At 35.7% G+C, this 26,552-nt stretch carries 35 protein-coding genes; 3 read left to right on the top strand and 32 right to left on the bottom strand.

Annotation, left to right across the window (positions count from 1 at the left end):
- The 13 genes from F933_RS16570 to F933_RS16510 all read right to left on the bottom strand — a co-directional run bounded on the left by F933_RS16570 (window position 1) and on the right by F933_RS16510 (window position 12,203).
- Window positions 1-1,320, bottom strand: coding sequence for a TraB/TrbI/VirB10 family type IV secretion system protein (locus tag F933_RS16570; RefSeq protein WP_005063312.1), 1,320 nt, complete (start codon window positions 1,318-1,320; stop codon window positions 1-3).
- Between the two features lie 10 nt (window positions 1,321-1,330).
- Complete coding sequence (locus F933_RS16565; protein ID WP_005063311.1) at window positions 1,331-2,053, bottom strand: TraK domain-containing protein; 723 nt, start codon at window positions 2,051-2,053, stop codon at window positions 1,331-1,333.
- Window positions 2,040-2,612 (bottom strand): TraE/TraK family type IV conjugative transfer system protein, encoded by a 573-nt coding sequence (locus F933_RS16560; RefSeq protein WP_005063310.1) that lies wholly within the window; start codon window positions 2,610-2,612, stop codon window positions 2,040-2,042. Before F933_RS16560 ends, F933_RS16565 begins: the two co-directional genes overlap by 14 nt.
- Window positions 2,613-2,619: 7 nt before the next feature.
- Window positions 2,620-2,907 (bottom strand): type IV conjugative transfer system protein TraL, encoded by a 288-nt coding sequence (traL, locus tag F933_RS16555; protein WP_005063307.1) that lies wholly within the window; start codon window positions 2,905-2,907, stop codon window positions 2,620-2,622.
- A 29-nt stretch (window positions 2,908-2,936) separates the two neighbouring features.
- A complete protein-coding gene (locus tag F933_RS16550; protein WP_005063306.1) occupies window positions 2,937-3,293 on the bottom strand; it encodes a hypothetical protein in 357 nt (118 codons plus the stop codon).
- 75 nt (window positions 3,294-3,368) lie between these two features.
- Window positions 3,369-3,677, bottom strand: a complete 309-nt coding sequence (locus F933_RS16545; protein WP_005063309.1) for a hypothetical protein — start codon at window positions 3,675-3,677, stop codon at window positions 3,369-3,371.
- Window positions 3,678-3,705: 28 nt separating this feature from the next.
- On the bottom strand, window positions 3,706-4,332 hold the full coding sequence (locus F933_RS16540) for a lytic transglycosylase domain-containing protein (protein WP_005063308.1): 627 nt from the start codon (window positions 4,330-4,332) through the stop codon (window positions 3,706-3,708).
- 179 nt (window positions 4,333-4,511) lie between these two features.
- The gene (traL, locus tag F933_RS16535) at window positions 4,512-4,799 is read right to left on the bottom strand and encodes a type IV conjugative transfer system protein TraL (RefSeq protein ID WP_005063307.1); all 288 of its coding nucleotides are present in this window, start codon (window positions 4,797-4,799) and stop codon (window positions 4,512-4,514) included.
- Between the two features lie 29 nt (window positions 4,800-4,828).
- Window positions 4,829-5,185, bottom strand: coding sequence for a hypothetical protein (locus tag F933_RS16530; protein WP_005063306.1), 357 nt, complete (start codon window positions 5,183-5,185; stop codon window positions 4,829-4,831).
- Window positions 5,186-5,886: 701 nt separating this feature from the next.
- Window positions 5,887-6,327 (bottom strand): hypothetical protein, encoded by a 441-nt coding sequence (locus F933_RS16525; RefSeq protein WP_005063305.1) that lies wholly within the window; start codon window positions 6,325-6,327, stop codon window positions 5,887-5,889.
- Window positions 6,328-6,439: 112 nt separating this feature from the next.
- The gene (mobF, locus tag F933_RS16520) at window positions 6,440-9,694 is read right to left on the bottom strand and encodes a MobF family relaxase (protein ID WP_005063304.1); all 3,255 of its coding nucleotides are present in this window, start codon (window positions 9,692-9,694) and stop codon (window positions 6,440-6,442) included.
- Window positions 9,695-9,696: 2 nt separating this feature from the next.
- Window positions 9,697-11,820: a type IV secretion system DNA-binding domain-containing protein gene (locus F933_RS16515; RefSeq protein ID WP_005063302.1), complete on the bottom strand. Its 2,124-nt coding sequence runs from the start codon at window positions 11,818-11,820 to the stop codon at window positions 9,697-9,699.
- On the bottom strand, window positions 11,817-12,203 hold the full coding sequence (locus F933_RS16510) for a hypothetical protein (protein ID WP_005063301.1): 387 nt from the start codon (window positions 12,201-12,203) through the stop codon (window positions 11,817-11,819). The genes F933_RS16515 and F933_RS16510 overlap by 4 nt, the downstream gene beginning before the upstream one ends.
- A 496-nt stretch (window positions 12,204-12,699) precedes the next feature.
- On the opposite strand from F933_RS16510, the gene F933_RS16505 reads away from it, so the two are divergent.
- Window positions 12,700-13,068 carry a hypothetical protein gene (locus F933_RS16505; protein WP_005063300.1) on the top strand — a complete coding sequence of 123 codons (369 nt, stop codon included), beginning with the start codon at window positions 12,700-12,702 and terminating at the stop codon, window positions 13,066-13,068.
- Window positions 13,069-13,114: 46 nt separating this feature from the next.
- Here the strand turns inward: F933_RS16505 and F933_RS16500 are convergent, their stop codons facing one another.
- Window positions 13,115-13,402: a hypothetical protein gene (locus tag F933_RS16500; protein ID WP_005063299.1), complete on the bottom strand. Its 288-nt coding sequence runs from the start codon at window positions 13,400-13,402 to the stop codon at window positions 13,115-13,117.
- 157 nt (window positions 13,403-13,559) lie between these two features.
- On the opposite strand from F933_RS16500, the gene F933_RS16495 reads away from it, so the two are divergent.
- Window positions 13,560-13,745: a hypothetical protein gene (locus tag F933_RS16495; RefSeq protein WP_005063297.1), complete on the top strand. Its 186-nt coding sequence runs from the start codon at window positions 13,560-13,562 to the stop codon at window positions 13,743-13,745.
- Between the two features lie 23 nt (window positions 13,746-13,768).
- On the opposite strand, the gene F933_RS16490 is transcribed toward F933_RS16495, so the two are convergent.
- The gene (locus F933_RS16490; protein WP_005063295.1) at window positions 13,769-14,032 is read right to left on the bottom strand and encodes a hypothetical protein; all 264 of its coding nucleotides are present in this window, start codon (window positions 14,030-14,032) and stop codon (window positions 13,769-13,771) included.
- A gap of 840 nt (window positions 14,033-14,872) precedes the next feature.
- Between F933_RS16490 and F933_RS16485 the strand changes: the two genes are divergently transcribed.
- Complete coding sequence (locus tag F933_RS16485; protein WP_005063294.1) at window positions 14,873-15,103, top strand: hypothetical protein; 231 nt, start codon at window positions 14,873-14,875, stop codon at window positions 15,101-15,103.
- Window positions 15,104-15,162: 59 nt separating this feature from the next.
- Here the strand turns inward: F933_RS16485 and F933_RS16480 are convergent, their stop codons facing one another.
- The 17 genes from F933_RS16480 to F933_RS16400 all read right to left on the bottom strand — a co-directional run bounded on the left by F933_RS16480 (window position 15,163) and on the right by F933_RS16400 (window position 26,460).
- Window positions 15,163-15,672 (bottom strand): antirestriction protein, encoded by a 510-nt coding sequence (locus F933_RS16480; protein ID WP_005063293.1) that lies wholly within the window; start codon window positions 15,670-15,672, stop codon window positions 15,163-15,165.
- A gap of 117 nt (window positions 15,673-15,789) precedes the next feature.
- Window positions 15,790-16,137 (bottom strand): hypothetical protein, encoded by a 348-nt coding sequence (locus tag F933_RS16475; RefSeq protein ID WP_155757866.1) that lies wholly within the window; start codon window positions 16,135-16,137, stop codon window positions 15,790-15,792.
- 16 nt (window positions 16,138-16,153) lie between these two features.
- Window positions 16,154-17,185, bottom strand: a complete 1,032-nt coding sequence (locus F933_RS16470) for a hypothetical protein (protein ID WP_005063289.1) — start codon at window positions 17,183-17,185, stop codon at window positions 16,154-16,156.
- Between the two features lie 132 nt (window positions 17,186-17,317).
- Window positions 17,318-18,058, bottom strand: coding sequence for a hypothetical protein (locus tag F933_RS16465; protein WP_005063287.1), 741 nt, complete (start codon window positions 18,056-18,058; stop codon window positions 17,318-17,320).
- A 158-nt stretch (window positions 18,059-18,216) separates the two neighbouring features.
- Complete coding sequence (locus tag F933_RS16460; protein WP_005063285.1) at window positions 18,217-18,765, bottom strand: hypothetical protein; 549 nt, start codon at window positions 18,763-18,765, stop codon at window positions 18,217-18,219.
- Between the two features lie 809 nt (window positions 18,766-19,574).
- The gene (locus tag F933_RS16455; protein WP_228127881.1) at window positions 19,575-19,895 is read right to left on the bottom strand and encodes a hypothetical protein; all 321 of its coding nucleotides are present in this window, start codon (window positions 19,893-19,895) and stop codon (window positions 19,575-19,577) included.
- A 180-nt stretch (window positions 19,896-20,075) separates the two neighbouring features.
- Entirely contained in the window at window positions 20,076-20,681 is a 606-nt protein-coding gene (locus F933_RS16450) for a hypothetical protein (RefSeq protein WP_005063280.1), read from the bottom strand.
- A gap of 66 nt (window positions 20,682-20,747) precedes the next feature.
- A complete protein-coding gene (locus F933_RS16445; RefSeq protein ID WP_005063278.1) occupies window positions 20,748-21,470 on the bottom strand; it encodes an N-6 DNA methylase in 723 nt (240 codons plus the stop codon).
- Window positions 21,471-21,580: 110 nt separating this feature from the next.
- Entirely contained in the window at window positions 21,581-21,985 is a 405-nt protein-coding gene (locus F933_RS16440) for a hypothetical protein (RefSeq protein ID WP_005063275.1), read from the bottom strand.
- Complete coding sequence (locus tag F933_RS16435; RefSeq protein ID WP_005063272.1) at window positions 21,985-22,203, bottom strand: hypothetical protein; 219 nt, start codon at window positions 22,201-22,203, stop codon at window positions 21,985-21,987. Before F933_RS16435 ends, F933_RS16440 begins: the two co-directional genes overlap by 1 nt.
- A 53-nt stretch (window positions 22,204-22,256) precedes the next feature.
- Window positions 22,257-22,754, bottom strand: a complete 498-nt coding sequence (locus F933_RS16430; RefSeq protein ID WP_005063267.1) for a hypothetical protein — start codon at window positions 22,752-22,754, stop codon at window positions 22,257-22,259.
- A gap of 76 nt (window positions 22,755-22,830) precedes the next feature.
- Complete coding sequence (locus F933_RS16425; RefSeq protein ID WP_005063265.1) at window positions 22,831-23,226, bottom strand: hypothetical protein; 396 nt, start codon at window positions 23,224-23,226, stop codon at window positions 22,831-22,833.
- A 117-nt stretch (window positions 23,227-23,343) separates the two neighbouring features.
- The gene (locus F933_RS16420) at window positions 23,344-23,736 is read right to left on the bottom strand and encodes a hypothetical protein (protein ID WP_005063263.1); all 393 of its coding nucleotides are present in this window, start codon (window positions 23,734-23,736) and stop codon (window positions 23,344-23,346) included.
- 32 nt (window positions 23,737-23,768) lie between these two features.
- Complete coding sequence (locus F933_RS16415) at window positions 23,769-24,335, bottom strand: DUF7673 family protein (RefSeq protein ID WP_005063261.1); 567 nt, start codon at window positions 24,333-24,335, stop codon at window positions 23,769-23,771.
- Window positions 24,336-24,383: 48 nt separating this feature from the next.
- A complete protein-coding gene (locus tag F933_RS16410; protein ID WP_228127880.1) occupies window positions 24,384-24,881 on the bottom strand; it encodes a hypothetical protein in 498 nt (165 codons plus the stop codon).
- Window positions 24,856-25,167, bottom strand: coding sequence for a hypothetical protein (locus tag F933_RS16405; RefSeq protein WP_005063255.1), 312 nt, complete (start codon window positions 25,165-25,167; stop codon window positions 24,856-24,858). The genes F933_RS16410 and F933_RS16405 overlap by 26 nt, the downstream gene beginning before the upstream one ends.
- A gap of 189 nt (window positions 25,168-25,356) precedes the next feature.
- Window positions 25,357-26,460, bottom strand: coding sequence for a phosphoadenosine phosphosulfate reductase domain-containing protein (locus tag F933_RS16400; RefSeq protein ID WP_005063254.1), 1,104 nt, complete (start codon window positions 26,458-26,460; stop codon window positions 25,357-25,359).
- Window positions 26,461-26,552 lie beyond the last annotated feature (92 nt).

Genomic DNA, 26,552 nt, shown 5'->3' with positions numbered 1-26,552 from the left:
TTAATCATCCAATAAAATACGTTTATTTCTATTGCTACCAGCTGAACCGTGAAGATTTAACCCATCAACCTCAGCACCTTTTGTTACCAATATTTCTACTGCACGTCCTGCATGAACCTCAACAATAGGGAATAGTTCTTCAGCACGTCTTAAGTAGAAATCTGATAGTTTTTCTGCTGCACCTGAAATAGCTCCACCCACTGCGCTGTTCTTCAAATCTTGCCCACTTACAGTCCGTTGCACACCTAACGCACCCATTGTTGTTGTGCCTTGTGTATTGCTATATAAGCCACCAATAGCTTCTAATGCACTTGCCAAAGCAGCTGCACTTAATGCTTGCCCCTGCTTACTAACTACCTTGCCACGAATCCCTGGTTTACCATCCTCGCCAATCAAGACACCTTTTACATTCACCTGTACGGCTTTACCATTGACAATACAGCTCCCTGACTCAATACGAGCATTAACACGTTCGGTAGATAGTGAACCCCAGGCATAACCCAAGAAACGACATCCCTTAATGTTAACCTTGTAATTGTTTGGCATATCTAATTTACCAACGGTTTCAAATAACACTGGTAAAGGATCATTTTGTGCCTGTCCGCCTGTTGGCGCATCAATCCCTGTAACCATCACAACTCGAACAAATGAACCATCACTAATGAATGTGCTTTGTGTTTTAGGTTGCGTTGACGCAACTCCACTACCACCTTGGCCTGTCTCTCCCTGAGTTAAATCAATAATTCCAAATCCTTTAGCAGCTGCTACATTTTCATTACCCTGTAAAGGAATAACTTGACCTGTAGCTGGGTCAACTGTTGATCCCATTGGATCAGACAATATTGAGTTTCCATGCAACCCCTGGCGATTTGGTGGAATACTTCCAAATGCAGATGATGTATTAGCCGGTGGATTAGTATTAGTTGGGGCAGCCATTGTTCTAGGTGCTCTTGATGCTTCATTAGCCAGTCTTTCAGCTTCTCTTGCTCTTGAGCCAATATCTACCAGCTCTTCCTTTAAGCCGCTAATTTCTTGATCACGGTTGTTCAGCTGAGTTTCTAAACCTGACAATCGTTCATTTGTTGTAGCAAGCTCCTGTGATAAGCCTGTACGCAATGCAGCGTTATCATCAACACCACCAGGCGGTGTCAACTGAACCTGTTCTGATTTAGCTTGTGGAGATTCTTGCTGTGGATCTTCACCTAAAAAAAACAATGAACCAATAATTGCAAAGAGTAAAAGAACACCTCCTATAACTAGAATAGTCGTCTGTTGTTTCTTTCTCTTATCATTAGGGTTTAATTCTATATCGTCACTCATAATCTACTCCCTATCTCTCTCGAACCACATACACATTGGTAGTTTGACCAGGCAGCAAATTAAGGTGCTCAATTGATACAGCTAGAACCTTTTTACGATAAAATTCTTGCTCTAATAGAATTAAATTAGAAGCCGTACTATTCGTAACCTGATAATGTTCACCGTATAATTCGTCACCCTCATAACGTGCAACAAAGAGCATATTTGCTTCTTTCCACAATGGGATAGGTTGATTCACAAAGCTACGATTGATCCCTGAAATTGCCAGTTCATCTTGTGGATCATCTGAATCATCACCCATCACATAGATCAGCTCTTTAATTTGCTGTAAAAATGATTGCGCCCCTTTATCTGAGCCAGCTGAATCATTTGCTTTGGGTGGTATTAAAATGACTTCTTCTGCACCTAAGCTTGCGGTTGGGCGCATTACGAGTTTATATCGTGTACCTTGATCATCATTAACAAATGCCGAAATCGTGCGATTTGCATACCAAGGTGCAACTTTGAAATACAGAACCCCTTGGTTAATATCCTTTTGATATTCAAGCGCATCACCAATTGATGGGATGACACTTGTAATTTTTCTTCCATCTACTGCCAAAACGTTTTGTTCAGTGCTCGACACATTGACAGTAACGTTATCAAGGTAAGCTTTCTCTACATGCTGTGCAGCGCATGTAAATCCACTAACTGCAAGCAATAGTGGTATTAATGCGAATTTACTGAGTCTCATCCTGCTTAACTTCCATTATGCTTTTAGGATACAAACGGCCATTTTTCATCACATAATCAAAACGAATGTATTGACTTTTGGATGTAACGAGTTTGTCTGCTAAATATGTTTTTGTTACACCGTTAGCAATTACCGCGTTTTCACTTGGGATAAATTCATACATTCCGGTGGTTGACCAAACTTGAGTTACTTGATCACGTTTGATTTGCTCTGCTGCCTTATCAAGATAATTTTTCATATCTTTTTGATGTTCAGGTAATGCACCCTCTAGCAACTTTCCAAAATTTTCATCAACATTGATTGGAGTTACGTTGTATAAAAGGTTGAGATAGTCTCTTGTGGTGTCGATAAAATATTCTTTATTAGCCTGATCATTGCCGATTGAATATTGAGCTGACTGCTGTGAGGGAATAACAATTGTTCTTTGATTCATGAGTGCATATCCAAGCAATCCGATCAGACCTATATTGGATATACTCATAATCAGCGAAAATACTCTACTTGCCCTCCTATCAGCACTTAACTCTCCTATTGTTTTTTCACCATTTTTTCTAAGCATCTAATATTCATCCAAAGAAGAATCTATTACCTGATTCGGGCAGTTCTTCCAATTTAGGAGTACCCGAAACCCAGTAAAAAAGGTGCTGTACGAAACCGATGTGATACCCAGCTTTCACTTTGTTAAACCAATATGCCAAGCCAATACCTACAACCAAGCCTATAAACGGATGATTTACCCAATAACCAGCAATGAATAACATTAACGCTAGGATTGCTACGCTTTGATCAAAGATCAAAAACTTACCCGGATCATCTAATTTAGTCGGTACATAATGTTGTAGATCATCGTTCATACATCACCTTTCTTTTTAGCTAATTAGAATTAGATAACTGCCGTAAATGACGAGTTAATAATCCCGATCACAACACCGATAACCACCGCTGCGATTAAAGGCAAGAACAACAATTTAAAATCACGTGTCCATGCGAATGCTGCTAATGAGAAGATCAAGCCACCTAAAATAATCGTTTTACCTAAGTTACCTTTGATCCATGCCTCTACCTTGGTAGCAGATGCATCGAACTCTTTAGCTGTTGTTGACGCTGCTTCTGCAAACATTGCCAGCATTGTTCCCATTGCCAATACAGCAAGCACTAACAAAACTGTGCGAAGCAATGGGCGAACACGCACCATGAATTGATCCATCTTTTGTGATGGGGTCTGTAACGCTAATTCCATGTGGAACTCCTTTAACTTGTTTTTTGACGAAATGCCCCAATTTTTTATATGTGACTAAGGCTTAACACACCAAAATCAATAATCCGGAAGATTATTGTTTTTTTTGGCAGTACCCACCTGAATTTGAGTTGAGTTGTTGGATACTGCCAAATGCTTTTTTGTCCGAACTGGCTTCTCACAACCTTTTTGTGAATGCTCACAAAGGATAAAGGACGTGTCACGTCCTTCGCCCCCTTGAGGTATAACATTCACATAAGCCTGAACTGGATTAGGTTCACTCATTGGTTGAGCCTTTTCCTTTTTAGACTTATTCGGTTCAGTTGCCATTGCTGCTGTTGCGGTAACGCAACATGCAGCAACTATCAATATTTTTTTTAACTTCATCTGCTATCACCTCACCATTTAGGGATGTTTAGAACTGGATTATCTTGAAACTGCTTACTTGCGTTTCTTCTTTATTCTTATAAGAAACCTGTTGGCTCTTATTCGATAAAGGACTTGGCAATGTTGCTGGTTGTTTATAACCAATCAAAGGCTGATATGTTGTAGGGAGTCCAGCTTTTCGCTTATACCCCTCGTAATATCGTCTTACATCATTCGCATAATTCCTCATTGCTGTGTAAGCCTTAGATGCTGGGCCACCGTAGTAACAACCAACCGCTGTCCACACTTCACCTTTTTTCTTTAAACAATCAGCCAAAACCCATGCACCGACTTTTTGTGATGTACATGGGTCAAATAGATCAGCCCTGGTTATGCCTTGCTTGCTTAAAGCTGGCAAATGGATGGTGTTTATCTGCATTAACCCTAATGCTCTATTTCCATCACGTAGTAATGAGCCAACCGCCCCGACATGCCCTCTACTTTCTTTCCAGCCAATTGCTTTTAGTAAATATGGATCATGACCATACATAGCAGCTGCTTCATCCCAGCACTCGGCATGAACTGCCTGAACACTGAAAGCACCCACTACCAACACAATTCCACCAAATATTTTCTTGGTCTTAGTCAGTAAGTTCAGATCTTTAAAAACACTCATATTCAAAGTCCAAATGGTGTTAAAAGCACCTAATAATTATCACTTTTTCTATTTTGGCTGTCAAAGTGAAGTCCAAAAAAATAAACCGCATAAGACAATATTTTCTTTATAAAAAACATTGTCTTATGCGGTATTCCAAAAATTGCTCAATAAAATAATTAAAAATCTTCGACAAAAGTTCATCCAAAGAAGAATCTATTACCTGATTCGGGCAGTTCTTCCAATTTAGGAGTACCCGAAACCCAGTAAAAAAGGTGCTGTACAAAACCGATGTGATACCCAGCTTTCACTTTGTTAAACCAATATGCCAAGCCGATACCTACAACCAAGCCTATAAACGGATGATTTACCCAATAACCAGCAATGAATAACATTAACGCTAGGATTGCTACGCTTTGATCAAAGATCAAAAACTTACCCGGATCATCTAATTTAGTCGGTACATAATGTTGTAGATCATCGTTCATACATCACCTTTCTTTTTAGCTAATTAGAATTAGATAACTGCCGTAAATGACGAGTTAATAATCCCGATCACAACACCGATAACCACCGCTGCGATTAAAGGCAAGAACAACAATTTAAAATCACGTGTCCATGCGAATGCTGCTAATGAGAAGATCAAGCCACCTAAAATAATCGTTTTACCTAAGTTACCTTTGATCCATGCCTCTACCTTGGTAGCAGATGCATCGAACTCTTTAGCTGTTGTTGACGCTGCTTCTGCAAACATTGCCAGCATTGTTCCCATTGCCAATACAGCAAGCACTAACAAAACTGTGCGAAGCAATGGGCGAACACGCACCATGAATTGATCCATCTTTTGTGATGGGGTCTGTAACGCCAATTCCATGTGGAACTCCTCTCAATATGTTTTAATAGTGCCCCAATTTTTTTGTGACCAGGGCTTAACACACAAAGATTAATAATCCGGAAGAGTATTAATCTTTTGGCAGTACTCACCTGAATTTTAGAGTTGCTGAGTACAGCCAATTGTTGATATAGCTAACAAATAAAGTGTTGTTTACGCTCAACTACCATTTTTATCGGCAAAAGCATTTGGGTTGTTAAGTCCATAAAGACTCCAATAAATTTCTTTTCTTATGCGTAAAACTTGTACTTTCTTAAATCTCTTCAAAGATAGAGATTTCCACCCCATACCCACTTACATTTCATTAACAACCCAATAACATAATAAAGTGAATTAGTAGACACTTTTTATTTTTATCGACCAGTCAATCAAACTCAGAGAATTGTTGCACCTTTTAACTGCTCAATAATTATCACTGTTTTCTTTTTGGCTGTCAAAGTGACGTTTAAAAATATCTTTCAAACCATATTTAACATGTAATTGATTTATATAAGTATTTACAAATTTATTATTACTTCTTATTAACAAAACTTTTTAACAAAATATAAAAATCGCTTTTATTTTGGTCTATTTTCAAAAATAGACAGAACAGTCAACTCTATTTTTTTTCATTTTACTTTTTTTCAACAGAAAAATAAATCTTTAAACAAAAAAAAAGCCCTTAATGGGCTAATTATGCTTTTTTATACAATCAAAGCTTCTTCTAAAAACTTAGCACTAAATTCATAATCCGCTTCTTGTCTTTCATACATTTTTCTTAAAATCATATTCAAGTATGCTGATCTACTGACTTCTCTATCCAACTGCGATCCCAACTGCTCTACAAAACCTGTAAAGCTAGAATAAATATTCTTTTTTACTCGCACAGTGGTTTTTAATCCATTCTTTGAAATTTTACTTTCAAGCTGGCTTTCATCAAAAAATATTTTTGATTTATTTTCCACACAAAATTCAATAATCCTTGATACAACATAAGTTAGAGAAAGATTAGTTCTCTTACCTAATGAAGTAGCAAATTTCTTTAACTCAGGCTCCAGGTACAGAGTATCTACTGTCCTTTTCTCATCGTATAATTTTGCACTTACATTACTCATTATGCCTTTTTCAACCACTAACTCGCCCATTTTCCAAACCCCCTAAAAACATCAATAACCATAGTTATTTGTATAGCATTATAGCTATAATTTTGTAGTACAGTCTTTAGATTTTTAGGTACTCATTAAGTTTCTAATTGCATCAATGTTCCATGTCAAAACCTTTATTCTTTTCAAATTGAGTTTCATCTTTTCCATATTGAGTTTCTTGTGCAAAACTTGTTTTGTCTTGTGAATACCCAACCGCCATTCGAGCTACATTTTTATCATGAGTGTAAATTTTCAATTCTTTAGATGCACGTGTCACACCCACGTAAAAAGCTCGATTCCCAAAAATTTTTCCTAAATTTTTTGCAGCTTTTTCATCATTTTGAGCACTAGATAAAGTGTTACTATTAATTAACATAAAAACACTCTCTTTCGTCAACCCCTGGCTCGAATATATTGTTGTTGCATATCCATGATCCCAGTGCTTAAACTCATTTAAAGCCATTCTATGCTCTTCGTTTTTCTCATTTGCTAACAACACATGATCACCCTCAATACCTTTAAAAGTGTACTTTTCACCGTTTTTAAAATCCCCATTTGTTCTATTAATTTTTATTAGGTCGCCCTTTAATAATTTTTTTTCTTCTTTTTCGTAAACTTCTATTAAATTTTTATTTTTACTATTCCACTCTTGAATAACCCCATCCTTATCTTTAAGTAACAATCCCTGCTCCCTTTTTCCCTTTGTATTTTTATAAGTATCAACCACAGTGTAATATTCATCCTTTTTAAAGTTCTTACCTTCTGGATTATATGATTTGTTAAATCTAACAACATTACCAGGCTTATATTCTACAACTTCACTTTGCTGTGCTTTAGTTAAATTCTTATTAGAGTATGTGGAAAATTTTAACTCTTCCCCTGTTAACTCTCCTTTTTCTACACGCTTCTCTCTAACCATTTCATTTATGATTTTTCTATCACTATTGAATGGTGTAATAATTAAACTATTCTCTCTTTTGGCCTGATCATGGCTCATGTATTCATTAACCAACTCATGATGCAAGTCCTCTTGCCCAACTTGTACCACTCGCCCTTGTTCATCCAGCATATCGAATGCTTTAACATTCTCAGATAACGCAATTTCACCCTTTGAGTTCTTAGCCGTAATTACCGCTACAACATCCTTAAGTTCTTGTGTTTTTTGGCGGTTAATGTTTTCCATCGAAGAGAATGACATTTCATTTTGTAAAAGCTCAAATGGTTTACCTGCATCAATTGCTTGAAGTTGTAGTTTGTCTCCTAGGAATACTATTCTTGCATCTGCTGATTTTGCTAATTTCATAATCTCAGCAAAGTTTTCCTGGCCTGTAATACTTGATTCATCAACCACCCAAATTTCATTCTTCCTACTTACTACCCCATTAGTTTTCGCCAAATCATTTTGTAATTTACTTTCATTAAGCTGGAACATAGCGTTAGTCGATGATGGTATCCCTGTTTCAATTTCAAGATTCTTTGCAGCTGTTCCCGATCCCGCCATTCCTTTAACAATGAACCCCTGCTTTTCGCCAATTTTATTCAATGCAGTAAGCATTGTAGTCTTACCTGTACCAGCCAAACCGTTTACTGAATGGTAACGGCTATCGGTTGTAAAAATGCTTTCAATTGCATTCCTTTGTCCATCTGTATACTTAAATTTTTGCAATGCCTCTCTTTCTGCTATTTCAGATTTAATCACATCTGAATCTAATATTTTATCAACGGCCTTACGCTCTTCTCTAACATGATCAATTGACCATATTTCGCTATGGGCTAGTCTTTTTGTTGTAACCCTTCCGGCTTTAGTTTCAACTAGAATATCTGATTTTAATAACCGATTTACTTCGCCTTCTACATCCTTATACCCAAATAGCCCATCAGATTTAGTCAATGCAGTAGCTTCAATATCACCCCTCTTAATCATCATTTCTCTTTCTGTGTGATGACCAATCGAGTAAAACACTGCTTCTCTTAATGCTTGTTCTTTTTCAGACAAACCTTCCCATTCTTTTAAGGGTTTATCAGTTTGTTTTACGCCTATATTATTACTCTTCCCCTTGCTCTCAGGATTATCTTTTTTTAAAAAATTCCATAGGCGATCCAACCAGCTTTTTTTTTCACTTGTATCCTCTACATCCTGTTCAACCATTTTAGTTTTACTGCTATCAGGTTGCTTACTATTCCCAGGTTCCTTGTTATCAGCTGTAGACCTCCCCTTATGACTGTCAGGCTCCTTGTTGCCTGTATCAGCTTGATTATTACCATGCTCAGTTTGTTCTTTAGAAGCGTCAGGCTGCCTCTTGCCAGTATCACCTTGCTCAGCACCGTGTTCAGTTTGTTCTTTAGCTCTATTAGGCTGCTGTTTCTCTTGATCAGACTTTTCAGCACTAAGTTCAGGTTTTTTATTTTCAGGTTCTGTTTTATCTTTGACTCTGACTTTATCTTTTGAAAAAAGGCTTTCAACATATTCTTTTGTTAATCCGTATGAATCAGCTCGTTCTTTCCAGTCATTATCAAGACTTTCTTGTGTGACGTTTTTTTTAGTTTTTCTTGTGTCTAGTGCGATAACCTCTCGCATACTTGCTGAAGCAGTAGAAAGATCAATCCCTTTTGCTTCAGCACTTTCTAACATTGCCATTCTTCGCTTTGAAAACTCATCAATTATATCTTGCGGTATTCCTGATATTTCAAAATTTCCATTTGGTTTAAACTCTAAATCCAAACCTAAATTTTTTAAGTTGCTTGCCAATTCTGAATTATATATTGCACCTACTAATTTTTGGTTTTGGTATATCTGTTCATTACTTAATGCTGTCCACTCGCCCTTACTATTCAATGTAGCATTCATGATAACTGCGTGAGTATGAGTCTGAGGGTCTAACTCACGGCTATTGTTGTGTGAGAATAAAGCGATTATAAGATTTTCTGTATCTTCTTTTTGCATCGAGCCATCAACACCAACTCGTGTTTGAGCATACTTTTTTTCAACTAGATCAAGTGTGGATTTAACTGCATCCTCATGAGCTTGCCTTACATCTTCATTCTTAAAAACCTCAGAAAGAATTGAGACAGATTTAGGGGCAGAGAATGTTAAATCCACACCTGGGCGATGTTGCGTTGACGCAACACCATTTTCATCATATACAGTACGACCAATTTTCTTATCATCATCAATTTCACCTTGCAATAAAGCCTTAAACTTATCAGGATCAAAACTCTCCTCTTCTAAGCCTAAAACAGCTGCGCCTTTACCATACCATCCAGCATTTTCTAAGCTCTCAGCTGTGTTCTCTTTAGTGTAATAGTTATCTTTTGAATAATAAGTTGAAGCCTGTGACGCTGACTTCAAAGTAGTCATACTCATCATAATTATTTACTCCCAGTTAAATCATCCATATTGTCAAAAAAACTTGTTTGATAAGTTTTCTTATCATCATTCGCTTTGGATTCATTTTTTAATTCATCCGATAATGAAACTGTTTTTTTAGTTTCAGATTTCATATCAATATCATCAGATTTAATTTCTTCAACCACCTCTTCATTCACCGCTACAGGATCAGTTTTTCCGTCAATTAATTCAATATTCTTTGAGTTAGATTGCTCAATGTCTCCACCAGGATTAGAAACACCATCCTCTACTTTTACACTAGAAGTTGCATCACTATTAACTATAGGACTTTCAGAATCTTCTATACTTTCTTCCAATGGAGTTTTATGTGTTAGAGAATCAATAACAACTTTAGGATTCCTTGTTGTTAACTCATCTATAAGCTCAATATTGATTGATTTTTTTCTAGGAATGAAAGGAATTGCATTATCAGCAAATGGAACATAGGTTGTTGTTACTTTTGCTACAGGATAGTTTCCTACAATTTTCAAATAACCAACCAAATTAGGTAAATCCATGATCTCAGATGGCATGACAATATTTCTTTCTTTTCGTTGACTATAGAAACTGTCACCATCACGGTTGTCTTGAACACCCATACTACGAGACATATTCTTTTCATCAACTTCCATTTGCCCAATAATCTTTGATAATCGCTCAGCCGATACGCTATCAGTAACACGTAAAATCAACTTGGTTTGGAGTGTAGAAATAATTGTACTGGTAACGTCTTTACCATAGGTATTGTCACATTGGCTAAAATCTTGTAGCCCAATAATATGACATAAACCATACTTTCGTGTATTCGTAAGAGATAAGACCAAATCATCCATTTTCTGCAATGTTGGCATTTCATCAATACATAGCCACATACGCTCTCTATGGATCGCTGGTAGCGACATAGTAGCTTTTATTGCCGTACTTATCCAAAGAGAAATAATTGGCTTAATTGCTTCCTTTTGCTCTTCTTTTGTTGTGATAAAAATCCAACTATCATCTTCTTCATGAATCCAATTACGAATAGAGAATTTTTCACCCTCATCCTTTAAATATCTAAATGGTGTTAGATAGTTTAGGATTTGCATTTTGATGTTAACACCAGTTTTTTCTGTCTTTGGATCAACATAGGTTGCACCAGAAGTACCAGCTAACATTTCATGTAGTTCTTGCAATGTTGCAAGTGAAATTGACTCATATAGATTCTTATTTGTTTTGGTGTTTTCATTTTGCCCAAGCACTCTTATAACATCAGCAATTAATCTACGTGCAGCTGGTGGGAAAAACTGATCGCCATTCGGTGTAATAGGAATTAATGCATCACCAATTGAATCTATGTGATGATCCTCTTCTACTTCATTCCAAACATTCCATTGTGGACTTCTTTCATCAAAAGGATTCAGAATAATATCTTTACCTTCTCGATAAAATTCTTGAGTAAATTCTCCACTAGGATCGTAACAAATTACTTTTTTTCCACGTCCTCTAATTTGAGCCAATAATGCACGTATTGCCTGTGACTTACCTGAGAATGGTGCCCCAACAAAACAAACGTTTGTACCCTCAGTACCCTTACGCATAGGAACACCAGCAATCTTATAAGGACTAGCATCTTTGTTTGTCTGAATAAGTTCTATCAACTTTTCTTTTTCAACTAATTTAGCCCCCCTTAATTGCTCATCTTCCATGATTTTACGACCATAAGAATACCAGTACCAAATTAACCCACCTACAATAGCAAAGCTGAAAATCAACCCTATCAAAAGTGACCTTTTCACAGCCCACCAAAACTTATTCACATACGGTTGAACTACCTGTTCAGCCTGCTCAATTGTTAGCTTTGTTGGTTCATTATTTAATACAAGCTCAATCTCCTGGTTAGGAACATTTAAAGACTGTTTATATACAATTTCCATTTCTGTTTTTAGAGCATAGAAATGTCGATTGTCTAGCTTCAAATATAAAAACAATCCCATGATAGAGATTGTTAAAAACACACCCAAAATCAAAACATTTGATATTCCAGTTAAGAACATTTTTAACTGGTGTATCCAAATCTCACTCCCCCTTGTGAAGTCAATAAATTTGGATGGATTATTCTTTTTCATGATTGTTCACCTATGAAGTTTTTCTTGGCGTAAATAGCCCCTTTACTTTGCATCTCTTTGATTTCATCTTTAACGACATTTTGCTTCATTAAGACACCTAACAACATCATATAAATACCTCCAAAATCTTCAAAATACTTCTCATTCAATGAGTTGTCATTTTGAAATTTTTCTAGCGTGAATTTTAGCTTTCTTTCAAAATCATCAACTAACTGTTCTATTCTATCCGCCTGGTGTTTAATACCTACAGACTGAAAGTTATTAGTCAGTATTTTCTGAAAAAGTTTACTCGGCCTTATACCATCAGTAGCAGCCAATCCTTCATAATATACTGCAACATCTTCATCCAGGCGTAATGCATACGTTCTGTATTTTGTTGTCATTTATACTGCCATCCTCTCGAAATTTCCCTCGTATTGTAATACATAAACTCTCAATCATAAATGTACAAATTGTTTTTCAAATATAACAATGAGTTATAAGCATTTATTATGTTTTTATTGTACAAACCAATGTACATAAATTTTATCTTTTAAAACATGTTGTTACATGTTGTTTTGATATAAATTTATGTACAACTTGTTGTACATAAATTTATGCTTTAATAACAAAGCTTTAATGTATTTTTAACCTGTTTTTTTGTACATGTTTTAAAAAGTATAAATATCTATGTAAACCTTACACAGTATAGGTTTCGTGGCTGCATCGTTAGATGCGTGGTGTGTGAAAATTTTTTCCTCGCCCTGTGGCGAGATTATCTACTCTTACACAACATTTTAGCTTTAAAGATAGTTGCTAGTGGTTTGTCGTTATTTAGGCTTGCACGTCTACTCATACATTGAATAGAATAGGGAAAATTTTTTAAATTAGGATATATCTATGAATGACCAACAAACACAACAAGCTACTCAACCAGCCAATGAATTAAATACCGATTCAACACTACAAAAAGATCAATCTGATATACAACCTAAAAAAGATCAAAATATCCAAAATACTGAAAAATCAGATATTGATTCTACTGGCGATGATCCAACAAAAAATATGACAAAAGCTCAAAAGAAAGTTTATGAAGCTGAACAAAAATTAAAGCTTGCTAAACAGGAATTAGAGAAAGAACAGGAAGCAGAGAAAGAAAAAAATTCACAAGATATTATGAAATTATTGGACAAGCAAAAATTACTTGATATTCCATTACCAGTTTGGAAACAACATATAAAAGAGATAGCCGAAAAGCTAAAAGCTTAAAAAAAAATGACTGCATAAGCAGTCATTTTTTTATCAAAAATTCACATTATGCAGACTTAATATCTTTCATTTGATGTGCTTTTTTGAAGTGGTGTTTTACTGTAAACATTTCTGCACCAGTCAAACGCACAACGTTCTGAACAACTACTTTTGCTTTGCCATTCTCAAAAGTAAATTCTTTATAAGTTAGGCGGTTTTTTGCAAGGTTAAGAACAATAACTATATTCTCACCAAAGCAGACTTTTGTTTCATCGCTTTGTTCATAGATCGTGCATTCAGCCGATTTTTTTACGAAATAGTTGATTTGTGCTTTAGCTTGATTAATAGCTGACATTTTCTTACTCCACGCCTTTCGGCATTTGTTGATTGAGGTTTAATTATATATAACCTAGGTTATATTTGCAAGTATCTATGTTGAAAATAATTACTTTTTTTTGTTTAAATTATCCTATAATTTTAATCGTCTAAAGTTCATGTAAAGAGTAATTTTTATGAAAAAACGTCAAAAATTGATACTGGCTTTTATCGCTGGAATTTGTCTCATTTTAATTATGGCTTATCTTTTATTTGTTGCCGAAAATTCAGCAACCAGTTTAGGTTTTTTACTTATTGTTGCTGCAATATTTCTAACACTTTTACGCTATATCACTAAGATAAAAAATGATGTTGATCTTTAAAAAAAAAGCCCTTTCGGGCTTTATTATTTTGTATTATCTTCTATAAATTTCAAACAACTTTTTACGCTCAATTCAAACTCTTTCTGACTATCTGCACCTAAAATATATATCCATTTTGGTTTGGCATTCTCACCCTTATAAATTTCAATTGTTGTATAACTAAAGTGTACTTTTATTTCAACATTTTCACTATTGTAACGTGTGTATGTCTCACAATTTTTTTGAAAAGATTTATCTAAATCCATGTGATTTTTTATAACAGTTTTAACAGCTTTAGAACTAAACATTTTCTGACTCCAAGCCTTTCGGCATTTCTTGAATGAGCCTTAATTATATATAACCTAGGTTATATTTGCAACTATCTATGTTGAAAATATTTTTTATTTTTTTTGAATTTCTCCCTGTAGTAACCTGTAGGCGGTGTCTACCGCCACAGTCGGGATATTAAAATTCAGAAACTTCCTACTCCCTAATGACCAAATCCCTTAAGTCGCTTTAACGTGGTCTCAACCGAACAAAATTTCGGGGTCAATAAAAATCTGTGATTTTTTGAAGAACACTAAATTTTGTGACTGCAAGCATATAAACAATGCTCTTAAAAATTTAAATTTTTTAAAATGATTATGATGCCTGTGGAGCTTGTGGGCAAAGCCATTCCCTGTGTGTAACCTTGTGGTAAATACCAACGGTTTTTCCACAATGGTTATGCACAGATTAGGAATGTGCGGTCGCTTGCGATTGTCCATAAATCCACAGGCAAAAAAACCATAATATGATTAGATGATAGCCTATGATCAATGACCTTTTTCAACATAAAATTTCTTCCAGTATTCACTATTCTGTAATCAAGTGGATTTGGGTGCGTTAGGGATGTTGCCCGTAGGGGCGAAACACTTGTGATTAAAAATTAAGATTGGAAAGATATTAAATTCAGGTTCAAGCTATGCTTGAAACTAGAATTTAAATCTTTCTAGGATTGATTTTCACAAGTGGTTCGAGCGAAGCCAACTAGCCCGACCTGAAAGGGAACGCCCAATAAAAAAGAATACAAAAAAATATAACCTGTGCTATAATCAAATCTCATTTGAGATACAACGAATTTTCAGCAAATAAGGAATAATTTATCTGTGACAACTAAATCCAATGATCAAGAAAAAACCCCACTGGAAAGAGCAATCACTAAATTTAAAACCAAGAATAAGCGTCAACCTATTTCAATTGACCTTTATTTAGCTAAGCCAGTAGAAAATGAAGTTTTTGAAAAGTGGCAGACCATCAAAAATAAGAAGGATTTTTTGATGTATTGCATCAATCATTATGATGAATTAAACAAACAAAATGAAATGAATAGAACTTGATTTTTTTTAGTTGCGGTGACGCAACTAAAAAAAAGGAGAGCTTTCGCCCTCCCCATCTGTTAATCAATTAATGTGTATATAGCCTCTAACTGCAAGTAATCTTCATTTGCCTTCATTGTCTCTTTAACATAGTCCGAAAAGAATACCGCTAGACTATTTATTAGCGATTTATTGTTTTCGTAAGCCCACATACATAAGTGACTTAGCGCAAACAAGTTAACCACAATTGAGAACTCCAAAAGAGATAATTCATAAGGATTTCCGAAACAACTTTCTAATCTGATTTTTTTATCATCTGAGCCATTTAGAATGAAAAAACCGTTGTCCATTGACCAGTACCCACCAGTATATTGTTCACCAGCTAGATCACCAGCAAAGTAGTATATATAGTTTTCTAATTGGTTCAGAAAATTCCACATTTCCTGTGTTGTATGGTGTCCATTTTCTTCATCATTTTGATGTTTTTTAAACATATCAAGATAATTGATTTTTTCTATCCCATAGTCACCCATCAAATTTACTTGATCATTGCCAATGGTAATCAGTTTTGCATCAATTTTAACAGACATTCTCTTACTCCACGCCTTTCGGCATTTGTTGATTGAGGGTTAATTATATATAACCTAGGTTATATTTTCAAGTATCTATGTTGAAAAAAAACCACTTTTTTACAGTGGTTATATTGTTCAATTCTTGCTTGCTATTTTTTTCAATTCTTGCCCTATGAAGTCAATCACTTCTCTATGATGTTGATCTGTTTCTATCCAGTATGGAAGCTCCTCTTTTATGATTTGTGGCAGATATGACTTTTTAAAAAAAAGCCCTCTGTTGTTAATTTCATAACTTATCAGCCAGCGTTTTTTATTCTTCTCTTTGAATAGATACACCACTTTGTTTTCATCGTCTACAACTACTTTTAATTTGCGCCGTTCTGCGAAATTTAGCGTGGTTTTGGTGATCTTTACCGCTTGCTTAGTCATTTCCCTAACTCCCAGCCTTTCGGCTTCTATGAAAGAAATAGCCATGTTATACATGGCTATTCTCTATAAATTATTTGCTTAGTCTTGCCAAAAATTGAACGCCTGACGTATCTATGAAATCTGATAAATTTTCGATAATATCTCGAAGATCATAAACCCAGCCATTATTATAAGAATCGTGTATTTCTCGAATGGTTTCAGGTAAATATTTTCCCTCCTCTACACGCATTAGATAAATCTTATAATCTCTTTCATTAAAAATTTCGTCCACTTCATCACTATCAAGTTTTTCAATGAAGTAATAGCCCTCAGACAAAATTTCATACTCTGTTAAAGTGCCAATTTTTAGGTTTGATATTGAATATTTGAAATTTAAATCTAGTATGCAATTTAGGTATTTAATTAATACGTGTAACTCATCTTGAGTTACCTTTATTTTTTTAAGTTCGCTTGGTAATAAAAAGTGATTCACTGCAATGATATTGCAATAGATCACCAGCTCAAACAGTTGTTCCCTTTGTTCATCTTCAAATGAAATTAGGTTATCTGGAATGAATGCCCCATTACCCAGCAACCAGTTTGCATCTAATAAATTATCGTATCCTTTTGCCCTGTTTTTAAATTCCTCCTTAACACGTTCTTCTAACTCAATTAAGAAGTCATACAGCTTAAAATTTTCCTTTGGATTGCGTTTAAAGTCTTTAATGCTATTGATAAAAATTTTATCTGTATCAGTAAAAATATTGCTGATTGCAAAAACTGGCATTGTAAGATTATTAAAAAAATACCCTTGTTGCTTATTCTGCTTTTCTGCTACTGGCTCAATCAGAAAATAAGTGCTCACCCCACCGCCAATATTGAACATTCTCTCAAATGATCGGTATGCAGTTTCAAATTGTTCCTTATTGTGGCAAGGAATCATTGCAGCACTGCTATAGTCATTAAGGTGGTTATAAACTTCCTCTTCACTCAATGAATCAAGCTCAGTGATGATGATGTTATATTTTTGACCGTTTTCAAAAAAATCTATTACGTTACTTCTAAACTCTTCCAGTGTGATGATGCCTAATTTTTTAAAAACTGCTGAATAATTGTGGTTCATTTTCTCTGACTCCAAGCCTTGCGGCATTTCGGTTTTAGGAGTCTCTATTATATATAACCTAGGTTATATTTTCAATCAACTATGTTGAAAATAATCAAAAAAATGAGAGCTTTTAAGCCCTCATTTTATCGCTTATGCTGCTGTAGCATTGCTTTCTATGTATTTCCTTACCAGTCTTTCAAGCGCATCATAATCCGTTTTAAAATGCTCTTTAAACTCAAAATAACGATCTTCTACACGTGCATAAAACTGAAATATCCCTCCGCCAATTTCTTCACTGATCATAAAGATTTCATAGGTTGAAGTGTTAAAATGGCGTTGTGGTGGCAATACGTTCAGCATGTCATTAAAAACCGCTTTTTCTGTCTCTTCCACCTTTCCAGCATTTAACGTACTTCTAAAATAGGCTTGTTCATCTACGATCTGCACGATAATGTCCTTATAGCCCCATTCTTTTAGTTTTAATTTCACGCTGTCCACGTTCTGTCCGCATGTGGTTTTGCATTCATTTTCAATCAGCAAATTGCATAAATCTATGCTTTCAATTCCAAATAACCCATCATGAGAATCAATTTCTGATTCATCTTCAACCAGGCTTTCCGTTCCATCCTGGAACAACTTAAAAATTTCCTTGCGCCCATACAGATCCTTTGCTCTTTTTTGGCTCATTGGGTGCATGATTCCACTACGATAGCCATAATCAACTTGATCTTTCTTTGTGACCGTTAAATCAAGCATAGCTTGCATTGATTCCGTTGATAGCCCTTTAATCCGTTTAATGGTTTCCTTGCTCGGCTCTTCCATGTAACCATACATTGATTCAATATGTTTGCCATTGTGCCAAGCGGTATATGATAAAACTTTGTTAAACATTTTCTGACTCCAAGCCTTTCGGCATTTGTTGATTTGTTGAGGCTTAATTATATATAACCTAGGTTATATTTTCAAGTATCTATGTTAAAAATAATTAGACTATTTTCATTAAAAACAGCCGAAAAAAAAGCCACTTTTTACAGTGGCTTTTTTGCTGCTTAGGCTAATTTTGCTTTATTCGGGATGCTTCGCCCTTGTTTGTTGTCTTGCTTTCCTGTGTCTTGGTCATTTTCATTTTTCACAGTCTTTGCACCGTATTTTTTCCGTATATAGTTCATGCCTTTTTTTGTCCATCCACTTTTTTGACCAGCGAATGACCATTTTTTATGGCTGGTGCTCCATTTGAAGCCCATTTCTTTCAACTCTTCTTTATATGGCTTGGTATCCCCTGAAACCCAAATCCACACGCCTACTTGTTCAATACGGATGCCTTTAAAACCTTTCCCGACCAACTCATAAATTTTTTCCTGCACCAGTTTTTCAACTTCGGTTTGATGCTCTTTGCTTTTCCAAAATTTTTCTTCTGAATAATTGCTTTCATCTTCTTCATCAATTAGGTTTTGCAGCAGAAAATCATATTCAGCATTGATGGTCTGCATGACCTCAGTTTTACCGCCACGATCAGGATGATGTTTAAAGCATAGTCTTTGATAAGCTTTTTTTAATTCTGCTAAGTTTGAAACGTTGGTTAAATATTGAATTTGCATTTTCTGACTCCAAGCCTTTCGGCATTTGTTGGTTGAGATTAGATTATATATAACCTAGGTTATATATGCAAGTATATAAACCCTTAAAAAACAATAACTTAAATATTATTTTCAACACACTTTTTATTATATTTCCTCAATAGAATCAATGGCTTGAACCTCGCACCGTAGTAACCTGTAGGCGGTGTCTACCGCCACAGTCGGGATATTAAAATTCAGAAACTTCCTACTCCCTAATGACCAAATCCCTTAAGTCGCTGTAACGTGGTGGCAGCAAAGCAAATTGGTGGGGGCAATAAAAATCTGTGATTTTTTGCAGCACACTCCAATTTGTGACATGAAACTATAAAACACCACCTACATGCTCATAGAATCGCCATACAGCGACAAATCTCAAAAATACAACGATAGGCAACCAAAATTATTTAACGCTTGCTAGAAAGCATTAAAATGCACTGAAACCAATTAGCCTTTTATTCTTGCGTATTCTTTATTAAATCGAGCATAGACATTTTTATCTATGCTGAAGACATCAACTACCCTATTCATAGATGAATTTATCTATGCTGGCCACTTTGATCGTGCCTAGAACTGCTATCGAGTAATCCAGTGGACGTGGGTGCGTTAGGGATGTTGCCCGTAGGGGCGAAACACTTGTGATTAAAAATTAAGATTGGAAAGATATTAAATTCAGGTTCAAGCTATGCTTGAAACTAGAATTTAAATCTTTCTAGGATTGATTTTCACAAGTGGTTCGAGCGAAGCCAACTAGCCCGACCTGAAAGGGAACGCCCAAATAGTACCTTGGCCTATAGTTGAGCACGTAAAAAATAAATACCCACCACACCAATAAGAGAAATCACAGGCAATATTAAAAATTTGAACATATTATATGGAAAATCTTCTGACTTGCGGTTAGCAAAGCAAAAATACAAAACGCAAGCAACACATGAAAAGCCAAACAGCCACCATCCTGCGCTAATTCCATAGTTAAAAGGGGTTTCAGGATTATCTTTATATAAACTAGCAGTGCTTACGGCAATCAAAAGCATAAATGTTGTGGCCGTAAAAGCATAGACAGCCAATCCGCTTCCTTGAACTTTTTGGTTAGAGTTGCGCTGACGCATCATTTACTCCTTTTAAATATGAACCATTCACCATTATGGCAAGCCTGATTAAATCGCCACGATTGAAGTCATCCACACGGCTGATAAGCTGCTCTCTACACATATTTATTATTCCTGGCCTGAATATTACAGATTGAATACCAGGGAGTCCATTCAGACCGAATACACGCCCTGGAACACCGTTTATTCAACTATTTTTTCGCAATATTCCTTGATCTGCCTAAACTCCTTATCGTTTAACTCATTAGGGTTTTTTAACTTATGAGCGTTATCTTTTAGCCATTGCTTACAATCAACAATGATTTCTTTAGTTGCTGGACTACTTGCCGATGACTGACTGGACTCAGAAAGAATCCAGGCTAAGAGCACCCATGATAAGAAATTGCTATTTTTACCTTTTTTTGCATATTCTTTCTTTTTCAGCTCTTTATAGCTTGTACCACTTTTTTTTACTGGTGCCGTTGCTTGTTTAGGTGGAACTGATTTTTTAGGTTCCTGTTTGTACGGTGTGTTTTTTAGTGAGCTGGATGAAGCGACAGGCCGATAAACTGTAGAACTGGATGATGCAGATAGAGAGCTAAGGGATGTGCTACTACTTTTAGCTGGGCTTGAACTAGATGTACTCCGGCTATTGCTACTATATGAGCTAGATGATCGGCTGCTGCTCGATGACATAGAAGATCTGCTACTAGATGAATAACCTGATTTAGAAGCAGATAAACTAATAGTAGACATAGAAAATGTACTTATTCCCAGTACGATTGCCAATAATGTTTTCTTAAATTTCATGTGATTTACCTTTAATCTTATTAATGTATTGCCTATCCCAAAAGAGATAGGCAACTTTAGTTAGAGTTAATTAAGTTTTGACTTCCAGCCACCCAGCACATAAGCCGGTGTTATCCATTCCTCACGGTATTTAAGAGTAAGACTATCCCCAACAAAAATTTTTGCTGGAACATGCCATAAGGTCAGCTGGATATAGCTCATCAAGGCCACTAAGCGATCAATATCAACCCCCTCGACATACATGTGATGAAAAGGGTTAAAACCTTGTAGAATTACCTGTTTGACTACTGCCAACAACGTAGAACTCGCACCACAAGCCGGGTCACTAACTGTTATGAAGCCATTAGTTTTTATTTTATCTGCTATGTTCTCACCGTGTACCATTGCCATCAAGTCAGAAATTCCAGAGGGCGTAAAATGCTGCCCATTATGTGAAGAACCTAATTCAAATTCCATGAAGAACTCGCCTAATACATCATGAGGAACCGCATAGGCTTCCATTAACTCTTTCATCAGATGAAACAGCTCAGGTATTTTGAGTTGATCTTCACGTTTGTATTTCGCATTGATCTTAATGAAGTCATCTTCTAGCTCTTGCACTAGAAAGCTCTTATGAATACCTTGAAGGCTATTTCTTAATGCATACGCTGAACACAATACAAAGTCTTTAAACACTTCATAACGGTTTTTGCTGCGATCAAAAGACATAAAAACTTCTTTGAAGTTGGCTTTCAAATTTTCAATACGAGAGTGACTTACTTGCTGACACAGATTTACATGAGAGTTCATGTTCTCTTACTCCAAGCCTTACGGCCTTTCAGTTTTAGGAGTCTCTATTATATATAACCTAGGTTATATAATCAATCTTTATTTTCCCTCCATGATCAACTTATTCATTCTTATTTATAATACTGTCTGTATTTTTCAATATCATACTTTAAGGTGTACTGGATACCATCATCACAGCGATAAACATAACTATCTTCATTAGAACTAAAGATTGTTCCAATCACTGGCTTGCCACTTGTGCTAACTCCCATACCTACATCTGTTGAGTTATTGGCCTGAACAAAACCTACTTGTTTACAGTTCTGCTTAAACATTGTGGCTGCTCTTTTTTCATCAGCACTAATATAACGTTGCCTATCATTTAATGCATCCGGATTCAACACGGTAAATGCTCCACCCAAAATCCCCATCACGATAAGTATTAATACTGGTACTTCATACTCTCGTGTCCAGGCAAATGTAGCAATTGCCCCAATAATTCCAACCATAACTACCACATTAACAAGATCAATCATCAACCCCTCCTATTTCCTATATAAGTCTGCTTAACATAGCTTTTCTCACTTGATTGATGTTCTGCTAACAATGTAATTATTCCCATTGCGCCCAGGATAACTGCTATCGCACTTGCTATAAAATACTCGCGTTTTTCTTTATATTTCACAGCTGAAATCAGCATTGCTATTACACATCCCGAACAGCACAGAACAACAATGATAATCAAAATAATCATGTGTCCTCACAAAAAAGCTGGTAGTTGCGTCACCGCAACTACCAGCTTTATTTTCAAGCTACAAACCATCCATATTTAACAGATGAAGTGAAGCCTTTCCCGACCACTTCACCAAAGGAATATGTTTGCGCTATTTGTTTAATCAGTTTTTCAGCAAATTGATACTCTGAGTTGATAATCTCTACCAAGTGATGAAAAGAAAAAGTTTTTTTGTCCACGTGGCTTTGATATTCAGCGTTTAATGAAACGCCCACCCAGTAACCTTGCTCATTGTAAAACCCAGCATCATTTTCCTCATTCCAATACTGAGCATAGTTTTCCCAATAATAGCTTGCACTATTTGGTTTAACCAAGTAGATCTGCATTCCTGAATGGTAGCCAAAGCTCTCAATGATTTTATGAAATGTTAATTGATCATTGGCCTTATCTAAACTTTCCCCGATCTTGTCACGCACATCAGACCAAAACAATTCCTCATCCTGGTTGCTGTCAAAATCAATTCCAAAGTTAAGTAAAGCTTCATTACTTGTATAAAAGTTAGGTGAACCCATTTTCTTACTCCCAGCCTTTCGGCTTCTTTGTTAAACAAAATTTTAAGGAATGCTGTCACATAAACAGCAATTCCCTTTATTTCCCAATCGCTTTATTGATGGCTCTCGTTGCTTTTCTTTTTATCCATTGTCTCCGGATTACCTGGTACAGGCTTTCCCCTATTAATGGTCTACCGATGACCACACCCATTAGGATTGATATAATGAGAAGAATGCCTAAAAGAATATCTGCCAGTTTAAACATTGAATCAAACTTAGCGAATGTTGCAAGTTGCTCTTGCCCCATATCAACTAACAAGAAATTGTTTATAGTAAAACGAGCAAAGACAATCAAGATCACCATGATCAATACTCTAAAATTCACATAGAAGAGCGAAAGAACAAAAATTAATGAACATAGTGAAATCATCACACCAAACGTAAAAGCCGTTGGGTCTAGTATTGCAAGCAAAAGCATTAACAAATAATACATATCGTTTTTATTTCCTATTCCAAGATTCCATATATTTCAGAATCACGCCAAGCCTTTCGGCATTTCGGTTATGAGTTTATATTTTATATAACCTAGGTTATAAAATCAAGTTTTACCCTATTTATCTTTACTCCCATTTAAGTCATTCATCCTGTTAAAAAAGAGTGCTCTTCGTGCTTCTCGTTGTTCTTCCTCATATCGTGAAGAATTTTCCTGAATTGCTGTGCTAAGTAAATTATATGCAGCTTCGGTTATCTCTATTTTCACAAAGGAATGTTTAGGCAATATCAACTCAAATCTATGAGGTTCTACATAGTGGTTATGACTAACAAGTAACAAGTTTGCATGGCATTGAAAGTTTAGATCAGTTGAAAAAAACTCCTTATCATCAACGGTCATAATGATTTTTTCAGAATCATTAGCCGGTTTTAGTGAAAGGTGTAAAATTTTACCATGTTCATAGCTGAATCTATCACTGGTAATGTTTTCAACCGAAACGTCTGCTGCCATACTTTTACCTATTCACAAATTAAAAGATGCACTTAATCTAAATTATTTTTTATCCATCTGCGAACTGAATCACCGGTTCTATCCAGCATAGCTAAATGCTCTTCAAATTCTTCTGTATATACATGACTCATCGTAGTTTTTAAGTCGTTCCCAAATATAAAGTAATCCAAGACTTCAACCATACCTTCCATTTTTGCCTTAGTTTCCAGTTGTCCTCTTGACCAAACTGTCTGCGCCCATCCCTCAAAGATTTGACTACCATTTTCGATATAGCGATGAACTTCCTGTGTTAGTCTTGAATCCATAGCCAGTACACTTAAACAGTCTTGAACAATAGCTGTGTCTAAGCTTCTTAAATCGGTCAAGTCAAACGGAAAACGTGCTCCGTTATAGCATCCCAATAAAAATTTGCGAACAGTGATACTTTGACCTGAATCACTATCAGCGATATTGATCAAGCGGAATAGAGCTGGTTCTCCTTGTTCATGGGCTTTCGTACTGAAAGCCCCATCTGCTTCCAAAGAAGTAAGTAGATTATTCATCATTTCGTCCTTTTCCTTTTGAGTTGGTTCAAAAAGTTTTGGTACTGGATATGTCATGGTATTTCATCCTATTTATAAGATATTAATTTAATTACACGTAACACTTTAGTTCTTGCTTGTAGCCAGTTGGATAAATCCAAATTTTGCACAAAAACGGAATAGTTCAAGCATTTTAAGGTGCATGGCCTGAAATTGTAGGTGCTCCAGCTCACTTGTAAAGAAGTCTTTTAACAAGTGTGGTTTGAAAATTAAATCTATGTTCGTTTCCCACCAAATTTGACACTCTGTAATGATTGAACCGGTTAACGTATTGGTTGATTTACACGCTTCCAGGAATGGACAATCTTCCAAAATGGAATTAATTTTTTCCAGTCCAGTAATGTACTCCCTGAATTGCTTACAGGTGCCCAGCTCAGCAATGATATAATCATCACAGTGATACATATATTCGCCCAGGTAATCTAACCCACCATTGAAGTTAATACTTGGCTGGATGCCCTCAATTGATCCTATGCCTTTATTACCCCTGTAATTACCAATACAGAAATTTTTTAAGGCTAATATTTTAAAAATCATATCATCCTCCAAATTTTCCAGCTTCATAGGTAAACACCATGCACTTGTTATTATTTTCAATGACCAAAGCTCGTTTTTCATCGTAAAAACCACGATAAAACTTTGTTGTATCATCTGTTGAGATTGTGACACCCGAACGTTTGTCTTTTGCATAGTTCATTTTCTTGCGTACCATATCCAATAGATCAGTACCCAACTTTCTTGAGAAAGTGCTATATGTAACTTGCTGTGCCGTTTTTTTAAATTGAGTAATAACAGGTTCAGTAATTTTCTCGTCATACTCGATCAATTTTTTTGCAGTCCAACTACCCATTTTCTGACTCCAAGCCTTTCGGCATTTCGGTTTAGGAGTCTTTATTATATATAACCTAGGTTATATTTGCAACTATCTATGTTGAAAATATATACAATTTTTTTCCTCATCCATAATCTTATTTAAATAAAAAAAGCCCATTAAAATATGGGCTTTTCCTGAAAATATAATGAATTTAACAGATTTATTTTAAACCGAACCACACCCTTCTACACTAAACGCCCCCAATGGCAGCTGCCAGTTATTTGTAAAAATGGGCAATGTATATTCTTTTTTCATTGCCTGGGCTAATGCTTCCATATCAGCAACATCGAAAGGCTCTATACCCTCACTAATCTCAACAACATTCAGCTTTTTACGGCTAATTGTGGTTTTAAATTGATTTTCGTATCCAACAATCGGCTCGATTCTTTCTTTAAAATAGTGTTTGATTGTCGCCCAAATTTTAGGGCTGTTATAGATACAAGTCATACAGCTTGATCTTGACCATCCTAGGCGATAAGGAACAGGTGGTGCAATATTATGGCGTTCTAAAATCTCCCATATCTGACGTTCAGTAAATTCCAAGACAGGTCGATAAGCATCAATTAATCTTCCTTTTTTGCCATTACGGTTATCACAAAAATGAGTCTCAAGCTGAAAATATTTTGCACGATTAGGACTTTCCTCACGTCTTTCACCAGTAACAAACAAAATTTTAGTGTCATTAAATCGTTCTTGATTGGAAAAGGCTCTGCGTCCAACTTCTATTTTTAGTGCTGACGAACACCATCTAACATTTAGATCAGCTGCTTGCTGTGGAAACTTCAAACGTGTTCCGACCTTTGCACGTTTACGTGGAATGATGATATTTCCATCAGGTGTCTCTACAACATACTCATGACTAATAGAGTTATTTTTTAGCATTTCCCCCTGGAACCCATGCTTTAACCAACTATTATAGAGTGGTAATTTAAATGCTTTGGCAAGCTGCTTATTATAGCTATCCATAAACTGCCAATCCATGAAGGTATCACTTTCATTGCCATCAACCAGGTTATGCCACAACTCTACTTTTGACATATCCACGCCCATATCTATTAGATGCAGTAAAGATGCGATACTGTCTTTTCCACCACTCATACTCACAATAATGAGATCATAAAAACTTAGATCAATTTCCGGTGCTGAAAATATTCTCCCCTCTGTTTCCACCACTTGACCAACTGCGCTATTTAAGACATTAGGAATAACATTTAAATCATCGTGATTATCTAATGATTCACCACTTATACCATTATTAATTTCTAACATTTTCTGACTCCAAGCCTTTCGGCATTTCGGTTTAGGAGTCTTTATTATATATAACCTAGGTTATATTTGCAACTATCTATGTTGAAAATATA

The sequence above is a fragment of the Acinetobacter beijerinckii CIP 110307 genome (genome assembly GCF_000369005.1).
In the GTDB taxonomy this organism is placed as follows: domain Bacteria; phylum Pseudomonadota; class Gammaproteobacteria; order Pseudomonadales; family Moraxellaceae; genus Acinetobacter; species Acinetobacter beijerinckii.
The sequence above is the reverse complement of the archived record's forward strand: the minus strand, read 5'-3'. Positions and strand labels throughout refer to the sequence as shown.

Excerpts from the sequence above, each read along its gene's own strand:
- F933_RS16570 (WP_005063312.1), bottom strand. The coding sequence starts at position 1,320 with ATGAGTGACGATATAGAATTAAACCCTAATGATAAGAGAAAGAAACAA.
- F933_RS16565 (WP_005063311.1), bottom strand. The coding sequence starts at position 2,053 with ATGAGACTCAGTAAATTCGCATTAATACCACTATTGCTTGCAGTTAGT.
- F933_RS16560 (WP_005063310.1), bottom strand. The coding sequence starts at position 2,612 with ATGCTTAGAAAAAATGGTGAAAAAACAATAGGAGAGTTAAGTGCTGAT.
- traL (WP_005063307.1), bottom strand. The coding sequence starts at position 2,907 with ATGAACGATGATCTACAACATTATGTACCGACTAAATTAGATGATCCG.
- F933_RS16550 (WP_005063306.1), bottom strand. The coding sequence starts at position 3,293 with ATGGAATTAGCGTTACAGACCCCATCACAAAAGATGGATCAATTCATG.
- F933_RS16545 (WP_005063309.1), bottom strand. The coding sequence starts at position 3,677 with ATGAAGTTAAAAAAAATATTGATAGTTGCTGCATGTTGCGTTACCGCA.
- F933_RS16540 (WP_005063308.1), bottom strand. The coding sequence starts at position 4,332 with ATGAGTGTTTTTAAAGATCTGAACTTACTGACTAAGACCAAGAAAATA.
- traL (WP_005063307.1), bottom strand. The coding sequence starts at position 4,799 with ATGAACGATGATCTACAACATTATGTACCGACTAAATTAGATGATCCG.
- F933_RS16530 (WP_005063306.1), bottom strand. The coding sequence starts at position 5,185 with ATGGAATTGGCGTTACAGACCCCATCACAAAAGATGGATCAATTCATG.
- F933_RS16525 (WP_005063305.1), bottom strand. The coding sequence starts at position 6,327 with ATGGGCGAGTTAGTGGTTGAAAAAGGCATAATGAGTAATGTAAGTGCA.
- mobF (WP_005063304.1), bottom strand. The coding sequence starts at position 9,694 with ATGATGAGTATGACTACTTTGAAGTCAGCGTCACAGGCTTCAACTTAT.
- F933_RS16515 (WP_005063302.1), bottom strand. The coding sequence starts at position 11,820 with ATGAAAAAGAATAATCCATCCAAATTTATTGACTTCACAAGGGGGAGT.
- F933_RS16510 (WP_005063301.1), bottom strand. The coding sequence starts at position 12,203 with ATGACAACAAAATACAGAACGTATGCATTACGCCTGGATGAAGATGTT.
- F933_RS16505 (WP_005063300.1), top strand. The coding sequence starts at position 12,700 with ATGAATGACCAACAAACACAACAAGCTACTCAACCAGCCAATGAATTA.
- F933_RS16500 (WP_005063299.1), bottom strand. The coding sequence starts at position 13,402 with ATGTCAGCTATTAATCAAGCTAAAGCACAAATCAACTATTTCGTAAAA.
- F933_RS16495 (WP_005063297.1), top strand. The coding sequence starts at position 13,560 with ATGAAAAAACGTCAAAAATTGATACTGGCTTTTATCGCTGGAATTTGT.
- F933_RS16490 (WP_005063295.1), bottom strand. The coding sequence starts at position 14,032 with ATGTTTAGTTCTAAAGCTGTTAAAACTGTTATAAAAAATCACATGGAT.
- F933_RS16480 (WP_005063293.1), bottom strand. The coding sequence starts at position 15,672 with ATGTCTGTTAAAATTGATGCAAAACTGATTACCATTGGCAATGATCAA.
- F933_RS16475 (WP_155757866.1), bottom strand. The coding sequence starts at position 16,137 with ATGTATAACATGGCTATTTCTTTCATAGAAGCCGAAAGGCTGGGAGTT.
- F933_RS16470 (WP_005063289.1), bottom strand. The coding sequence starts at position 17,185 with ATGAACCACAATTATTCAGCAGTTTTTAAAAAATTAGGCATCATCACA.
- F933_RS16465 (WP_005063287.1), bottom strand. The coding sequence starts at position 18,058 with ATGTTTAACAAAGTTTTATCATATACCGCTTGGCACAATGGCAAACAT.
- F933_RS16460 (WP_005063285.1), bottom strand. The coding sequence starts at position 18,765 with ATGCAAATTCAATATTTAACCAACGTTTCAAACTTAGCAGAATTAAAA.
- F933_RS16455 (WP_228127881.1), bottom strand. The coding sequence starts at position 19,895 with ATGATGCGTCAGCGCAACTCTAACCAAAAAGTTCAAGGAAGCGGATTG.
- F933_RS16450 (WP_005063280.1), bottom strand. The coding sequence starts at position 20,681 with ATGAAATTTAAGAAAACATTATTGGCAATCGTACTGGGAATAAGTACA.
- F933_RS16445 (WP_005063278.1), bottom strand. The coding sequence starts at position 21,470 with ATGAACTCTCATGTAAATCTGTGTCAGCAAGTAAGTCACTCTCGTATT.
- F933_RS16440 (WP_005063275.1), bottom strand. The coding sequence starts at position 21,985 with ATGATTGATCTTGTTAATGTGGTAGTTATGGTTGGAATTATTGGGGCA.
- F933_RS16435 (WP_005063272.1), bottom strand. The coding sequence starts at position 22,203 with ATGATTATTTTGATTATCATTGTTGTTCTGTGCTGTTCGGGATGTGTA.
- F933_RS16430 (WP_005063267.1), bottom strand. The coding sequence starts at position 22,754 with ATGGGTTCACCTAACTTTTATACAAGTAATGAAGCTTTACTTAACTTT.
- F933_RS16425 (WP_005063265.1), bottom strand. The coding sequence starts at position 23,226 with ATGTATTATTTGTTAATGCTTTTGCTTGCAATACTAGACCCAACGGCT.
- F933_RS16420 (WP_005063263.1), bottom strand. The coding sequence starts at position 23,736 with ATGGCAGCAGACGTTTCGGTTGAAAACATTACCAGTGATAGATTCAGC.
- F933_RS16415 (WP_005063261.1), bottom strand. The coding sequence starts at position 24,335 with ATGACATATCCAGTACCAAAACTTTTTGAACCAACTCAAAAGGAAAAG.
- F933_RS16410 (WP_228127880.1), bottom strand. The coding sequence starts at position 24,881 with ATGAAGCTGGAAAATTTGGAGGATGATATGATTTTTAAAATATTAGCC.
- F933_RS16405 (WP_005063255.1), bottom strand. The coding sequence starts at position 25,167 with ATGGGTAGTTGGACTGCAAAAAAATTGATCGAGTATGACGAGAAAATT.
- F933_RS16400 (WP_005063254.1), bottom strand. The coding sequence starts at position 26,460 with ATGTTAGAAATTAATAATGGTATAAGTGGTGAATCATTAGATAATCAC.